This is a genomic window from Pseudoxanthomonas spadix BD-a59, from assembly GCF_000233915.3.
Taxonomy (GTDB): Bacteria; Pseudomonadota; Gammaproteobacteria; order Xanthomonadales; family Xanthomonadaceae; genus Pseudoxanthomonas_A; species Pseudoxanthomonas_A spadix.
Genome location: NC_016147.2, coordinates 3,040,518 through 3,054,517, shown reverse-complemented (window position 1 = coordinate 3,054,517; position 14,000 = coordinate 3,040,518). Strand labels below are relative to the sequence as shown.

Below are 14,000 nucleotides of genomic sequence, written 5' to 3'. Positions count from 1 at the left end.
CCATCGTTCCGCCGCGCGCCTTGCGCGCAACAGCAACCGCACCGGAAGCCTCGCATGTCCGCCATCATCGAAAACAAGACCGACCTGGAGCAGCTGCTGGCCACCGCGGTGCAGGACGATCCAGTGGCCGGCCTCTACCGCTGCCGCCGCGACATCTTCACCGACCCCGACCTGTTCGAGCTGGAGATCAAGCACCTGTTCGAATCCAACTGGGTCTATCTGGCGCACGAGAGCCAGATCCCGAACAACAACGACTACTTCACCACCTACATCGGCCGCCAGCCGGTGGTGATCACCCGCGACAAGGCCGGCGAGCTCCATGCGCTGATCAACGCCTGCGCGCACCGCGGCGCAATGCTGTGCCGGCGCAAGCACGGCAACAAGGGCAGCTTCACCTGTCCCTTTCATGGCTGGACCTTCAGCAACACCGGCAAGCTGCTCAAGGTCAAGGATGAAAAGACCACCCAGTATCCGCCGCAGTTCGGCGAGCACGGCTCGCATGACCTCAAGCGCGTGGCGCGCTTGCAAAGCTATCGCGGTTTCCTGTTCGGAAGCCTGAGCGAGCAGGTCGCCCCGCTGGAGGACTTTTTGGGTGAGACCAGGATCATCATCGACCAGATCGTCGACCAGGCACCGGATGGCCTGGAAGTGCTGCGCGGCAGTTCTTCCTACATCTACGACGGCAACTGGAAACTGCAGATGGAAAACGGCTGCGACGGCTACCACGTCAGTTCCGTGCACTGGAACTATGCGGCCACCATGGGCCGGCGCAAGCAGACCGGCACCAAGGCGGTGGACGCCAACGGCTGGAGCAAGAGCGTCGGCGGCGTGTACGGCTTTGACAATGGCCACATCCTGCTGTGGACCAACTCGCTCAACCCGGAAGTGCGCCCGGTGTGGAACCGCCGCGAGGAACTCGCCGCGCGCCTGGGCGCGGCCAAGGCCGAGTTCATCACCCGCCAGACCCGCAACCTGTGCCTGTACCCCAACGTGTACCTGATGGACCAGTTCTCCACCCAGATCCGGGTCACCCGCCCGATCGCGGTGGACAAGACCGAGGTCACCATCTACTGCTTCGGCATCAAGGGCGAGAGCGCGCAGGACCGCGCCACCCGCATCCGCCAGTACGAGGATTTCTTCAATGTCTCGGGCATGGGCACGGCCGATGACCTGGAGGAATTCCGCGCCTGCCAGAACGGCTACGCCGGTACCGCCGCGGCTTGGAACGACCTCAGCCGCGGCGCGCCGCTGTGGGTGCAGGGTGCCGACGAGAACGCGCGGAAGATGGGCATCAAGCCGCTGCTCAGCGGCAACCGCAGCGAGGACGAGGGCCTGTTCGTGCGTCAGCATGAGTACTGGGCCAGGGCCATGCGCCAGGCACTGGCGCGTGAAGCGACCGGAGACGCGGCTTGAACCAGGACCTGCCCGCCATCGCTGCTTTCCTCTACCGCGAGGCACGCCTGCTCGACGACCGCCAGTGGGACGCGTGGCTGGAGCTGTACGCCAGCGACGTCACCTACTGGATGCCGACCTGGGACGACGACGACCAGCTCACCGAGGACCCGCACTCGCAGATCTCGCTGATCTTCTATCCCAGCCGCGACGGGCTGGAGGACCGCGTGTTCCGGATCAAGACCGAGCGCTCGGGCGCCTCCACGCCCGAGCCGCGCACCAGCCACAACGTCAACAACATCGAGCTGCTGGACACGCGCGGCGATGAGCTTGACGTCCGCTACAATTTTCATACGCTCAGCCACCGCTACAAGGTCACCGACCAGTTCTTCGGCACGTGTTTCGTGACCCTGCGCCGGCAAGGTGAGAGCCTGCTGATCAGCAACAAGAAGATCGTGCTGAAGAACGACTACATCCGCCAGGTCATCGACATCTATCATGTCTGATCAGCCTGGCCGAAGGATTCCCATGCACTACCGCATCGCCCTGAATTTCGAAGACGGCGTCACCCGCTTCATCGACTGCAACGCAGGCGAGAAGGTGCTGGACGCGGCCTACCGCAACAAGGTCAACCTGCCGATGGATTGTGCCGACGGCGTGTGCGGCGCCTGCAAGTGCCGCGCCGAGGCTGGCGCCTATGACCTGGGTGAGGACTACATCGACGATGCGCTGACCGAGGAAGAGGCGCGGGCCGGCCTGGTGCTGACCTGTCAGATGGTGCCGTCCAGCGACTGTGCCATCGCCGTGCCGGTCACTTCCACCGCCTGCAAGACCGGCGCCAGCACCTTCAAGGCGACGGTGGCGCAGGTGCTGCCGCACGCCGATGCCGCGCTGGAGCTCAAGCTGGAAGTCGCAGGCGATGCGCCTGATTTCCTGCCCGGCCAGTACGTCAACATCGCCGTGCCCGGCAGTGGCCAGAGCCGCGCGTATTCCTTCAGTTCCAAGCCCGGTTCGCACGCGCTCTCATTCCTGATCAAGCGCGTGCCCGGTGGCCTGATGAGCCGCTATCTGGACAGCGCCAGCCCGGGCCAGGTGCTGGAGCTGACCGGCCCGCTGGGCAGCTTCTACCTGCGCCAGGTCAAGCGCCCGGTGCTGATGCTGGCCGGGGGCACTGGGCTGGCGCCGTTCCTGTCGATGCTGGCCTGGCTGGAAGACAGCGGCAGCGACCATCCGGTGCACCTGGTGTACGGTGTGACCCGCGGCGCCGACCTGGTGCTGGTGCCGGAGTTGCAGCGCTTGGCCGATCGACTGCCCTTCTTCAGCTTCGACACCTGCGTGGTCCAAGCCGAATCCGGACACCCCAGGATCGGCTACGTCACCGAGCACCTGCTGCCCGAAGCGCTGCACCAGGGCGCGGTGGACGTGTATCTGTGCGGTCCGCCGGCCATGGTTGATGCGGTGCGCAACCACTTTGCCCAGATCAAGGTCGAGCCGGCCGGCTTCTACTACGAGAAGTTCACCCCCAATGCGACGGCCGGCACGGTGCAGGAGCTGGCCGCATGAGCCGCTTTTCCGGCAAGGTGATGGTGGTGACCGGGGCCGCGCAGGGCATCGGACGTGGTGTCGCGCTGCGGGCCGCGGCCGAGGGTGCACAGGTGCTGCTGGTGGACCGCGCCGAGTTCGTCGCGGAAGTCGCAGGCGAGGCGGGAAACGGTGCGGCGTTCTTCATCACCGACCTGGAAACCCATGCCGGCGCGCAGGCGGCAATGGACTTTGCCGCACGGACCTTTGGCGGGATCGACATCCTGGTCAACAACGTCGGCGGTGCGATCCGCATGCGGCCGTTTGCCGAGTTCGAGCCTGAGCAGATCGACGCGGAGATCCGCCGCTCGCTGATGCCCACCCTGTACGGTTGCCACGCGGTGCTGCCGCACCTGATCGCGCGCGGCGCAGGCGCCATCGTCAACGTTTCCTCCGTCGCCACCCGCGGCATCTACCGGATGCCCTATTCGGCGGCCAAGGGCGGGGTCAATGCCATCACCCAGTCGCTGGCGATGGAATACGCCCATCGCAACATCCGCGTGGTGGCCACCGCGCCGGGCGGGACCAGCGCGCCGCCGCGCCGGGTCCCGCGCAATGCCAGCGGCGATACCGCGCAGGAACAGGCCTGGATGGGCGAGGTGGTCGAGCAGTCCACCGCCTCGGCATTGCTCAGGCGCTACGGAACCATCGACGAACAGGTCGCGCCGATCCTGTTCCTGGCCTCGGACGAGGCCTCCTACATCACCGGTTCGATCCTGCCCGTGGCCGGAGGCGATACCGGCTGAAACACGCCCCGCGCCTTGCGCGCAGCGGCTTTGATTCTTCATGTCACACAGATCCCAGAGACGGACCATGCAACGCTTGGACACTTCATCAATACGCTACGCCATCGCCCCGGAGCACAGGTCGTGAGCCGCGCGCCGTTGCGGATCGGCATCGTCGGCGGCGGCATTGCCGGCGTGGGCCTGGCCCTGGGCCTGAGCCGCCATGATCACCTGGACGTGCAGCTGTTTGAATCCGCTGCGGCCTTTGGCGAGATCGGCGCCGGCGTGTCCTTTGGCCCCAATGCGGTGCGCGCGCTGGCCGGGCTGGGCATGGGCGAGACCTATGTCGAGCTGGCCGACCGCACGCCTGCGCCATGGCAGGACCTGTGGTTCCAGTGGCGCCGCGGCGAGGACGCGCGCCTGATCGGTGAAACCTACGCACCTGGCGTCGGTCAGTCCACGGTGCATCGCGCCGATTTTCTTGATGCACTGGCGCGGCTGTTGCCGGACGGGCTGGCACGCTTCGGCAAGCGCGCCGTGGCCGTGCGCCAGGACGCGCAGGGCATCCAGGTGGAGTTCACCGACGGCACGCAGTATCACGGCGACGTGCTGATCGCCGCCGACGGCATCAAGTCGGCCATGCGCGATGAGGTGCTCAAGGGCCTGGGCCAGCCGCCGGTGGCGCCGCGCTTCACAGGCACCTGTGCATATCGCGGCCTGATCGACAGCGAACGACTGCGTGCGGCCTACCTCGCCCGCGGCGTGGACACCGCGCTGATCGACATGCCGCAGGTGCTGCTGGGCCTGGATGCGCACATCCTCACCTTTCCGGTCAAGCACGGGCGCCTGATCAACGTCGTGGCATTCTTCTCCGACCGCAGCACGCCCGATCCGCAGTGGCCCGCGCAGCAGCCCTGGGTGCGCGAGGCCAGCCGCCGCGAAATGCTCGATGCCTTCGCGCATTGGGGCGTGGCAGCACAGACCATACTGGAGTGCATCGACGCGCCCACGCACTGGGCGCTGCACGACCTGGCCCAGCTTCCCGGCTACGTGGATGGCCGGCTGGCGCTCATCGGCGATGCCGCCCACGCGATGCTGCCGCATCAGGGTGCCGGCGCAGGGCAGGGGCTGGAGGACGCCCACCTGCTCGCCCATCTGCTGGCCGAGCCGGGCCTGACCGGCGCCCAGCTGCCCGAGGTATTGCAGGTCTATGACCAGCTGCGCCGTCCGCGCGCCTGTCGCGTGCAGCAGACCTCGTGGGAGACCGGCGAGCTGTATGAAATGCGCGATCCACGCGTCGGTGACGACGATGCGCGGCTGGGGGCAACGCTGGCCACCCGCTACGACTGGATCTGGAACTACGACCTGGCCGACGAGCTGGCCCGCGCGCGCAGCGCGCTGGGCTGGCCCGCCGCCGCGGCCAGCGCCCAGAAACAGGCCCTGGCCATGCGCTGAGGCCGATCACGCCGAACAGGTTCAAGGGCGCCCTCGCCGAGGACCGCCTTCCAACGCAGTGCACATCCTGGGAGGGAGGTCATGCGCAGCATCGATGTGAGCGAGGCGATCGACCAGGATCGCTTCAGCAGGTTCCAGTGCTCGGTGGTCATCGTGTGCGGGTTGTTGCTGATCGTCCACGGCTACGACGTGTTCGTCGCCGGCACGGTGCTGCCGACCTTGATCAAGGAGTGGGGGCTGAGCAAGCCGCAGGCCGGCATCCTGCAGGCCTGGGCGCTGTTGGGGATGATGTTCGGCGCGCTGGTGCTGGGGCCGCTGGCCGACAGGATCGGCCGCAGGAAGGGGGTGGCGGTGAGCTTCTTGCTGTTCACCGTGGCCACGCTGTGCACCGGTTTTGCCACCAGCCCGGACCAGCTCCATGCCAGCGTTGCCCAGCTGTACACCATGTCGGTAAGTTCGACCGGACTGGGCTGGGCCTCGGGCGTGGGCCGGGTCGGGGCGATCGTCGGGCCGACCCGGGGCGGGGTGGTCTTTGCGATCTCCACCCAGCGTGCGCTCACCGCGCCGCAGCTGGTGGTCGCAGACAGCGTGCCATGAGCCGATGACCGCGCTGGGCCAGCTGATCCGCGATGCCTCGCTGCCGGCCGTGCTGGCCGGGGTGGTCGCCACGCTGATCTCGTTTGCCGGTCCGCTGGTGATCGTGTTCCAGGCCGCGTCCGGATTGCCCGCGCCCCTGCTGGCCTCGTGGGTGTGGGCGATCGCAATCGGCAGCGGCGTGCTGGGGCTGGGCCTGAGCCTGTTCTACCGCGTGCCGGTGGTGATCGCCTGGTCGATTCCCGGCTCGGTGCTGCTGGTCAGCCTGCTGCCGACGGTGGACTTCGCGGTGGCCGTCGGGGCCTACCTGGTGGCCAGCGCGGTCATGCTGGCGGTGGGCCTGTCCGGCGCGTTCGACCGCATCGTGGCGTGGCTGCCGCCGGCGATCACCGCGGCGATGCTGGCCGGCATCCTGTTCGGCTTTGCCACCAAGCTGTTCGTGGGCATGGCCGCGCAGCTGCCGCTGGTGCTGGCGATGTTTGTCGCCTTCTTCATTGGCCGGCGCTGGTTTGCGCGCTATGCGGTGGTGGCGGTGCTGCTGAGCGGGGTGGCCGTGGCGCTGGCCACCGGGCAGGTGCATGGACCGCTGCCTGCGCTGGCGCTCACCCGGCCGCTGTGGGTCAGCCCGCAGTTCGACTGGCAGGCGATCGTCGGCATCAGCATTCCGCTGGTGGTGGTCGCACTGACCGGGCAGTTCATGCCCGGCATCGCGGTGCTGCGGACCAGCGGCTACCCGCGCCCGGCAGCCGGACCGCTGCTGGCCTGGTCGGCGGCCGGGTCGGCGCTGCTGGCACCATTCGGCTGCCACGGCCTGAATCCGGCCGCGGTCACCGCCGCGATCTGCACCGGCGCCGAAGCGCATCCGGATCCGCAGCGCCGGTACGTGGCCGGTGCGGCCGGCGCCATCGCCTACCTGGTGCTGGGTTGCTTTGCTGGCACCGTGTTGGCGCTGTTGGCGACCTTGCCCAAGGAGCTGATCGCCACCCTGGCCGGACTGGCGCTGTTCCCCAGCATCGCCACCTCGCTGACCGCGGCAGTGGCCGACGCGCGTGACCGCGATGCGGCGCTGGTGACGTTCATCGTCTGCGCCTCGGGGATGTCGCTGTTCGGCCTGGGTGCAGCGTTCTGGAGCCTGGTGTTCGGCGTGGCCACGCACCTGCTGATGCGGGGCCGCGCCCGCGTGGCGGTGCCTGCGGGAGGTGCCTTGCGCTGACGCGGCTGTTGCGAGGGGGGCCGGCGCGCCTGCATCGCGCGACGGAAAGTTGCACCGCTACACCGCCACTGCATCGGGATCGCCGGGCAGGGCATCGATCAAGGTCATTCCTGGGAGGGAATACATGGATCCACCCATCACTGCCACTCGGTGCGCCTGCCCTGCGGGGCCATCACCGGCGTCATCGTTCGCGCCGGGCATCGCCCTGGAGCGGTGGCCAGAGATGCCACCCGGCACCAGCGCGGATGCCATCTGGAAGGCGAAGTACTGGTGCCGTGGCAGAGAAACATCGAACAGCAGCAGGTTGCAGCGGGTAAATGCCGAACCCACGCTGCGCGAAGCGATGGAGAAGGAAGGCGAAGGATTCAAGTCAAATGCTGCACTTGATCATTGAAGCGTCCTTTCTTTTGGCGGTTAAAAAAACAGCGTTTTTTGATTAAAACGGGAGAGATAATCGATGATTGATCATAAAAGAACCAATGGCTTGCCAATGAGGAAAACCACGCTGTGCGTGGCGATGCTGGTTGCCCAGGCGTTTTCAGCAGCACCGGCATTTGCTCAGGCATCCGATACAGAGGTTCGGGAGCTGAGGGCGATGGTCGAACAGCTCTAGAAGAAGATCGAAGAAATCGAGGCGGCGCAGAAGGCGGCGGCTCCGGCAGTGGCCTCGAGTGCCACGCCAGCGGCGCCGGCAACGGCCTCGACGCCCACGCCGGCAGCCACGGTCAGGTCTGGCAATCTTCTGCCGGAAGGGTTGACGATTTACGGGACGCTGGACAGCGGCGTGGAAAACGTGACCAATGTCGGCCCGGACAAGGGCACGGTGACCCGTGTTCCTTCCACGACAGGCTCGGTCCCCAGCAATGTGGGCCTGGATCTTCGTCATCGTGTGAACGACTCGATTGCCGTGGTGGGCAAGGCCGAAATGGGGATTTACCTGGATAGCGGAAGCTCCGGCCAGGGCAGCCGGCTGTTCGGTCGCCAGATCTATATCGGCCTTGATTCGGGCCGCTTTGGTAGTCTCACTGTCGGTCGCCAGTATTCGATGCTGCTGTATGCCCTCGTGGGCGGCGATATCCTGGGCCCCAATATCCAGGGCATCGGCTCGTTCGACGCGTATATTCCCAACGCCAGGCACGATAATTCGGTCGTGTGGCGTACCAAGTTCGACAAGCTGTCGCTCGGTGCCCACTATTCGTTCGGCCGCGACGCGTCTGCCACATCATCGGTCTCGGTGCCTGGTTCCGGTATCTGCGGAGGCGAAGATCCAGGCGATGCCTCGCGTTGCCGTAGCTGGTCGGCCATGGCCAGGTACGACGATCCTCGCTTTGGCATTGCGGCCGCCATCGATAATCAAAGCGGCGGCAGCGCAACGACCCAGGCCAATCTATTCAACGGGGCATCGCTCATCCCGATGCCCTCGTCCAGCGACGAAGACCGCCGCATCACCGCCAACGGCTACGTGCGCTTCGGCGCCCTGAAGCTGGCCGGCGGCTGGCTGGGGCGCAAGGTCAGCACGACCAGTCGTGATGTGACGCAGGATATGGCCTGGCTGCAGGGTGAATATGCAATTACGCCGAAGGTGGTCGTCGATGGCGGCTTCTTCCATATCAAGAACGACGATCAGGACACCAAGGCCAACCTTTACGTGATCCGTGGAACCTACAGATTCGACGACCGGCTCAGTACCTATCTGTCGCTGGGCTTCGTGGATAACAGTGAGGAGGCCGCCTATGGCGTATCCACTGGCGGCGGCGGGGCTTCGCCGGCCCCGGGAAATTCCCAGCTCGGATCGATGGCCGGTGTCCGCTATCGTTTTTGACCAAAAACAGAACGGAACACGACGCAGGCTTGGCGGAATGGCGAATCCTTTGCACCGGCAGCCTGCGTAGCGCCCTTGCTCCGGTGATGTGCCTGTTAACAGAAATTCTCCAGCGCAACGAGGTCATTCATTTTATGGGAAGCGAAGCGAAGACTCTGGATTGGCAGCGGGTCGCCAGTATCTGCGACTTCGGTGAGGAGGACGTGCTGTGTGTCCAGGCGGGCAGCCGTCGATTGGCTCTGTACAACGTGAACGGCGAGTTCCACGCCACCGACGACATGTGCAGCCACGGCAAGGCGAGCCTGTGCGAGGGCTTTCTTGAGGGCTACCTGATCGAGTGCCCGCTGCATCAGGGGCTTTTCGACGTACGCGATGGCAGCCCAGCAGGTACGCCGGTGACGGAGGGCATCAACAGTTATCTCGTGCAAGTCGATGGCGAGGAGATACTGGTAAGGGCGTAACGCGTAGTCGAGCCATAGGTCCCGGTCTGTTTCGAGGCCGATAATCCTGGCCTCTTTCGAGGCCGATAATTAAAAAGGAGAAGCAGATGAATTTTTTCAACGCACTGGCAAAACGCTTTGCACTGGCTGCAGCCGCTGCTGCACTCATGACGGTTACAATGACGGGTGCAGCATCGACGCAGAAGAAGGTCAAGATCGGCCTGCTGCTTCCCTACTCAGGTACATACGGAATGCTCGGCACCAGCGTGGACCGAGGCATACGCCTGGCGATCGAACAACGCGGGAGCAAGCTTGGGGGGCGCGACGTCGAATTTGTCGTGGTCAACAGCGAGGCCAACCCGGGCAAGGCCGTGAGCAACATGCAAAAGCTCATCTCCGCCGAGAAGGTCGACTTCGTGGTCGGCCCGATCCACTCCGGCGTCGCCATGGCTGCGCTCAAGGTGGCGCGCCAGACCGGCACCATCCTGGTGATCCCCAACGCCGGCCTGAACGTGGCCACGCGTGAGCTGTGCGCGCCCAATATTTTCCGCACTTCGTTCTCGAACTGGCAGCCCAACTACGCGATGGCCAAGCCGGCCTATGATCAGGGCTATCGCCGCATCGTGACCATATCCTGGCGCTATGCGGCTGGTACCGAGCATCTGGGCGGTTTCGAAGAAGAATTCAAGCGCCACGGCGGCCAGATCGTCAAGCAGATTCTGGTTCCCTTCCCAAGCGTCGACTTTCAGACCTACCTCACCGAGATCGCATCGATCAAGCCCGACGCCGTTTATACGTTCTTCGGTGGCGGCGGTGCGGTGAAGTTCATCCAGGACTACGCCGACGCCGGCCTCAAGGGCAAGATTCCACTGCTCTCCACCGGCTTCCTGACCGAGAGCCTTGAGGGCCTGGGCAACCGCGCGGACGGCATTCGCACCACCCTGCATTACGCCGATGATCTGGACAACAAGTACAACATTGCGTTCCGCAAGGCGTTCAAGGATCGCTACAACGACGAAGCCGGCGTCTATGCGGTGCAGGGTTACGACTCCGGCCTATTGCTCATTCGCGCTATGGAGGCTGTCAAGGGCGACACCTCCAATCAGGCAGCGCTGATCGAGGCGATGCGCAAGGTGAAGTTCCAAGACAGCCCGCGCGGCCCCTGGACCATGTCCAAGGCGCACAACCCGATCCAGAACATCTACATGAGCGAAGTGCGCGGCGGCAAGAACGTGATGGTCGGCACCGCGGCAAAGGCCCTGGACGACCCGGCAACCGGCTGCAAGATGGCCAAGTAGCGCAGGTGGCGGCCGGCCCATACCGGCCGCCCTTTACATAGCTGGGAGGAGCTGTCGATGGACCTGTCCACTTTTTTCATACAGATGCTCAACGGCATTCAGCAGGGCTTGCTGCTGTTCTTGATTGCCAGCGGCCTGACCCTGGTTTTCGGCATCATGCACATCATCAACCTCGCACATGGCGCGCTATATATGATCGGCGCCTATATGGCGTTCTGGTTGACCTCGGTTCTGGGCAACTTTTGGCTGGCCGCCCTCGCCGCGCTTCCAATCGCGCTGCTGCTGGGGATCACGCTGGAGAAGTTGTTGATTCAGCGCATCTACAAGCGTGACCACCTCGACCAGGTGTTGCTCACTTTTGGACTCATCCTCGTCTTCGATGCCATGCAAAGCATCCTGTGGGGAAATGACGTGCACAGCGTGCCCATCCCTGAGTCCCTGCGCGGCGCAATCGTGCTCACCGAGAATCTCGAGTATCCCGTTTACCGCCTGTTCCTCTCGGGCATCTGCGTGGCCATCGCCATCGCCATGTACGTGATCCTGCAAAGGACGCGGCTGGGCATGATTATCCGCGGCGGCACCAGCAACCGCGAGATGGTGCAGGCCCTGGGGATTAATATTTCCTGGACGCATACATTGGTGTTCGCCGTCGGTACCACTCTGGCCGCTTTCGCCGGCGTGCTGGCCGCCCCGATCTCCTCGGTGTATCCGGGCATGGGCAATGAGGTCCTGATCATCTGTTTCGTGGTGGTGGTCATCGGCGGCATCGGCTCAATCAAGGGCGCCTTCCTCGGCGCGCTGATGGTAGGGCTGACCTCCACCTGGGGCGCCGTACTGGTCCCTCACTTCGCAGGCGCAGTGGTATATACCCTGATGGCGGTCATCGTTCTGTGGAAACCCCGCGGCCTCTTTGCATAGGAATTTCTCGATGCGCTCTCTGCCTCGCTCAATAAAGATCATGTTATTGGTACTTACGGTTCTGCTTGCCCTTTACCCCGTGTTTGGCGAAGCGCTGGCCGGTAGCAAGCATGACTATTTCACGCAAAAGGTTACCACGATCATGATTCTGGCCATTATGGCCCTGAGCCTGGATCTGCTGGTCGGGGTGGGGGGCATGGTCAGCGTTGCACAGGCTGTCTTCTTTGGCATCGCCGGCTACACCCTGGCACTGACCGCACCGGAGTTCGCACCGGCCAATATCTGGGTCGCCCTGCCAATGAGCCTGCTTCTCGCGGCTTCGGCTTCTCTGATCATTGGCGCGCTGATCATCCGCACTTCGGGCATCTTCTTCATCATCGCCACGATCGCCTTTTCGCAGATGTTCTTCTATCTGTTCCACGACGCCCCGTTCGCGGGCGGCTCCGACGGAATTTACCTGATGTTCAAGCCCGAGGTGAGCATTGCTGGCGTACAGCTGCTTGATCTGGAAAACAGCACCACGCTTTTTTACGTGGTGTTTTCCTCGATGCTGGTAGTCTATCTGCTGCTGCGTACGCTGCTACGTTCGCCCTTCGGACGGGTACTGTCCGGCATTAAGGAGAACGAAATCCGTGTCAGCGCGCTGGGCTATAACCCGGTGATCTACAAGCTCGTTGCCTTCGTTATCGCCGGTACCCTTTCGGGCTACGCGGGCTTTCTTTCGGCCACGCAGTATGGTTTTGTGAATCCGGGCGACGTCAGCTGGATGCTTTCGGCGCACGCGCTGATCATGGTAATCCTCGGCGGCATGGGTACCTTGTTTGGCCCTATCCTCGGCGCCTTCGCGTTCGAAGGGCTGCAATATTGGTACTCGACGATCACCCCGCACTGGGAGCTGCCCATGGGTTTTACCGTGATCGCGCTGGTGCTGCTGCTGCCCGGCGGGATCGGCGGACTGCTGTTGAAATGGGCTGATCGCAGGAACAAGCCCATCGTCCAGCCCGCTGGGCCGGACACCGACAAGGCCGCCCCAGTGAATGAAGGAGCCGATTTGTGAGCGAAAATATTCTCGAAACGCACGGGCTCACGCGCCACTTCGGTGGGCTCACCGCCGTCTGCGATGTCTCGCTGAGCGTGGGCCCGCGCCAGGTGCACGCGATCATTGGCCCCAACGGGGCCGGAAAAAGCACGATGGTGAACCTGCTCACCGGGCATCTGGCGCCCAGCGAAGGTCAGGTGCTCTTCCACGGCCGTGATATTTCTGGGTTGTCGCCCAATGCGATCTCGCAGCTGGGTATCGGTCGCAGCTTTCAGCGCACCAATATCTTTCCAAGTTTTACCTGCCTGGAAAACTGCTGGCTGGCCGCGCAGTCGCGCCTTCCACATTCGATGCGCTTCTTCCGCCGCGCCGAGACCTACCGTGCGGTGCGTGCCCGCGCCGAGCGTGGGCTGGAGCTGTGTGGCCTGAACCACCGTGCCGAGATGCCGGCCTATGCCATGAGCTATGGGGAACAGCGTCAGCTAGAAATCGGCATGGTGCTGGCCACCGAGCCCACCTGTCTTGTACTTGACGAGCCAATGGCCGGCATGGGCCAGGAGGAGTCGGCGCAGTTGGCCACACTGCTCAGGCAGCTGGCTGAGGACTATCCCCTGGTACTGGTCGAGCACGACATGGATGCGGTATTTAGCATCGCCGACGTGCTCACGGTCATGGTCAACGGCCGGGTCCTGGCCAGCGGGCCGGTGGATCAGATTCGCGCCGATGCTGCAGTGCAGGAAGCGTATTTGGGCGACGGCGAGGAGGCCTACTGATGGCAGAAGCAATGCAAAGCGCGCCCGATTTGTTGGTGCAGGCGAGTCATCTGCATACCTACTACGGCAACAGCCATGTGCTGCATGGAGTGGATTTGAATATCGCCCGCGGCGAGAGCGTGTGCCTGCTCGGACGCAACGGAATGGGCAAGACCACCACCATCCGCTCAATCCTGGGTCTGACCCCGCCACGAGAAGGTCGCGTACTGATCAATGGGCGCGACGTAAGCCGCGCGGCGACCCACGAAATCATCCGCCAAGGCATCGGCTACGTGCCCGAGGGGCGCGGAATGTTCCCAAACCTGACCGTGCGCGAGAGCCTGGTCATGGCTGCCCGCGCTGGACGCGACGGACGCAACGAGTGGGATCTTGCCCGAGTTCTGAAGACGTTCCCGCGGCTTGCCGAGCGCATCGATCACCTTGCTGGCAATCTCTCCGGCGGCGAACAGCAGATGGTGGCGATCGGTCGTGCCCTCATGCTCAACCCCGACCTGCTGATCCTCGACGAGGCCACCGAAGGCCTGGCGCCGCTGATCAGAAAGGAGATATGGCAGGTGGTGCGCACCATCAAGGATTCCGGCATCGCCACCCTGATCGTCGACAAAAACCTCAACGTGCTGCTCGGCTTTACCGACCGCAGCATGATTCTGGTTAAGGGCCGCATCGTTTACGACGGTCCAAGCCTGGCCCTGCAGGGCCAGCCGGAACTGCTTCAAAAACACATCGGCATATGAATGCCGCAAAGAGTCA

General features: G+C 64.1%; 16 protein-coding genes. All 16 read left to right on the top strand.

Translation table 11 applies throughout. From position 1 onward, the window contains the following. Nucleotides 1-54: 54 nt before the first annotated feature. The 16 genes from DSC_RS13760 to DSC_RS13690 all read left to right on the top strand — a co-directional run bounded on the left by DSC_RS13760 (nucleotide 55) and on the right by DSC_RS13690 (nucleotide 13,984). On the top strand, nucleotides 55-1,413 hold the full coding sequence (locus DSC_RS13760) for a Rieske 2Fe-2S domain-containing protein (protein WP_014161802.1): 1,359 nt from the start codon (nucleotides 55-57) through the stop codon (nucleotides 1,411-1,413). After that, on the top strand, nucleotides 1,410-1,898 hold the full coding sequence (gene benB / locus DSC_RS13755) for a benzoate 1,2-dioxygenase small subunit (RefSeq protein ID WP_014161801.1): 489 nt from the start codon (nucleotides 1,410-1,412) through the stop codon (nucleotides 1,896-1,898). The genes DSC_RS13760 and benB overlap by 4 nt, the downstream gene beginning before the upstream one ends. A gap of 22 nt (nucleotides 1,899-1,920) precedes the next feature. After that, the gene (benC, locus tag DSC_RS13750; RefSeq protein ID WP_014161800.1) at nucleotides 1,921-2,955 is read left to right on the top strand and encodes a benzoate 1,2-dioxygenase electron transfer component BenC; all 1,035 of its coding nucleotides are present in this window, start codon (nucleotides 1,921-1,923) and stop codon (nucleotides 2,953-2,955) included. Then, nucleotides 2,952-3,719, top strand: coding sequence for a benzoate diol dehydrogenase BenD (benD, locus tag DSC_RS13745; protein WP_014161799.1), 768 nt, complete (start codon nucleotides 2,952-2,954; stop codon nucleotides 3,717-3,719). The genes benC and benD overlap by 4 nt, the downstream gene beginning before the upstream one ends. Nucleotides 3,720-3,842: 123 nt before the next feature. After that, the gene (salA, locus tag DSC_RS13740; RefSeq protein WP_014161798.1) at nucleotides 3,843-5,153 is read left to right on the top strand and encodes a salicylate 1-monooxygenase; all 1,311 of its coding nucleotides are present in this window, start codon (nucleotides 3,843-3,845) and stop codon (nucleotides 5,151-5,153) included. Nucleotides 5,154-5,234: 81 nt separating this feature from the next. Then, nucleotides 5,235-5,750, top strand: a complete 516-nt coding sequence (locus tag DSC_RS17135; RefSeq protein WP_014161797.1) for an MFS transporter — start codon at nucleotides 5,235-5,237, stop codon at nucleotides 5,748-5,750. Nucleotides 5,751-5,754: 4 nt separating this feature from the next. Next, nucleotides 5,755-6,960, top strand: a complete 1,206-nt coding sequence (locus DSC_RS13730) for a benzoate/H(+) symporter BenE family transporter (RefSeq protein WP_014161796.1) — start codon at nucleotides 5,755-5,757, stop codon at nucleotides 6,958-6,960. A gap of 124 nt (nucleotides 6,961-7,084) precedes the next feature. Then, nucleotides 7,085-7,354, top strand: a complete 270-nt coding sequence (locus tag DSC_RS16945; protein WP_158308247.1) for a hypothetical protein — start codon at nucleotides 7,085-7,087, stop codon at nucleotides 7,352-7,354. 63 nt (nucleotides 7,355-7,417) lie between these two features. After that, nucleotides 7,418-7,573: a hypothetical protein gene (locus DSC_RS16940; RefSeq protein ID WP_158308246.1), complete on the top strand. Its 156-nt coding sequence runs from the start codon at nucleotides 7,418-7,420 to the stop codon at nucleotides 7,571-7,573. 48 nt (nucleotides 7,574-7,621) lie between these two features. Further along, a complete protein-coding gene (locus DSC_RS13720) occupies nucleotides 7,622-8,782 on the top strand; it encodes a porin (RefSeq protein ID WP_043290725.1) in 1,161 nt (386 codons plus the stop codon). 29 nt (nucleotides 8,783-8,811) lie between these two features. Continuing rightward, nucleotides 8,812-9,243, top strand: coding sequence for a non-heme iron oxygenase ferredoxin subunit (locus tag DSC_RS13715; RefSeq protein WP_238527650.1), 432 nt, complete (start codon nucleotides 8,812-8,814; stop codon nucleotides 9,241-9,243). Between the two features lie 86 nt (nucleotides 9,244-9,329). Then, on the top strand, nucleotides 9,330-10,520 hold the full coding sequence (locus tag DSC_RS13710; RefSeq protein WP_148268145.1) for an ABC transporter substrate-binding protein: 1,191 nt from the start codon (nucleotides 9,330-9,332) through the stop codon (nucleotides 10,518-10,520). Nucleotides 10,521-10,577: 57 nt separating this feature from the next. Beyond that, nucleotides 10,578-11,438, top strand: a complete 861-nt coding sequence (locus tag DSC_RS13705; RefSeq protein WP_014161789.1) for a branched-chain amino acid ABC transporter permease — start codon at nucleotides 10,578-10,580, stop codon at nucleotides 11,436-11,438. 10 nt (nucleotides 11,439-11,448) lie between these two features. Next, complete coding sequence (locus DSC_RS13700; RefSeq protein WP_043290724.1) at nucleotides 11,449-12,495, top strand: branched-chain amino acid ABC transporter permease; 1,047 nt, start codon at nucleotides 11,449-11,451, stop codon at nucleotides 12,493-12,495. Continuing rightward, nucleotides 12,492-13,250, top strand: coding sequence for an ABC transporter ATP-binding protein (locus DSC_RS13695; protein ID WP_014161787.1), 759 nt, complete (start codon nucleotides 12,492-12,494; stop codon nucleotides 13,248-13,250). Before DSC_RS13700 ends, DSC_RS13695 begins: the two co-directional genes overlap by 4 nt. Further along, a complete protein-coding gene (locus tag DSC_RS13690) occupies nucleotides 13,250-13,984 on the top strand; it encodes an ABC transporter ATP-binding protein (RefSeq protein WP_014161786.1) in 735 nt (244 codons plus the stop codon). Before DSC_RS13695 ends, DSC_RS13690 begins: the two co-directional genes overlap by 1 nt. Nucleotides 13,985-14,000: the final 16 nt, after the last annotated feature.

Excerpts from the sequence above, each read along its gene's own strand:
- DSC_RS13760 (WP_014161802.1), top strand. The coding sequence starts at position 55 with ATGTCCGCCATCATCGAAAACAAGACCGACCTGGAGCAGCTGCTGGCC.
- benC (WP_014161800.1), top strand. The coding sequence starts at position 1,921 with ATGCACTACCGCATCGCCCTGAATTTCGAAGACGGCGTCACCCGCTTC.
- benD (WP_014161799.1), top strand. The coding sequence starts at position 2,952 with ATGAGCCGCTTTTCCGGCAAGGTGATGGTGGTGACCGGGGCCGCGCAG.
- DSC_RS17135 (WP_014161797.1), top strand. The coding sequence starts at position 5,235 with ATGCGCAGCATCGATGTGAGCGAGGCGATCGACCAGGATCGCTTCAGC.
- DSC_RS13730 (WP_014161796.1), top strand. The coding sequence starts at position 5,755 with ATGACCGCGCTGGGCCAGCTGATCCGCGATGCCTCGCTGCCGGCCGTG.
- DSC_RS16945 (WP_158308247.1), top strand. The coding sequence starts at position 7,085 with ATGGATCCACCCATCACTGCCACTCGGTGCGCCTGCCCTGCGGGGCCA.
- DSC_RS16940 (WP_158308246.1), top strand. The coding sequence starts at position 7,418 with ATGATTGATCATAAAAGAACCAATGGCTTGCCAATGAGGAAAACCACG.
- DSC_RS13710 (WP_148268145.1), top strand. The coding sequence starts at position 9,330 with ATGAATTTTTTCAACGCACTGGCAAAACGCTTTGCACTGGCTGCAGCC.
- DSC_RS13705 (WP_014161789.1), top strand. The coding sequence starts at position 10,578 with ATGGACCTGTCCACTTTTTTCATACAGATGCTCAACGGCATTCAGCAG.
- DSC_RS13700 (WP_043290724.1), top strand. The coding sequence starts at position 11,449 with ATGCGCTCTCTGCCTCGCTCAATAAAGATCATGTTATTGGTACTTACG.
- DSC_RS13690 (WP_014161786.1), top strand. The coding sequence starts at position 13,250 with ATGGCAGAAGCAATGCAAAGCGCGCCCGATTTGTTGGTGCAGGCGAGT.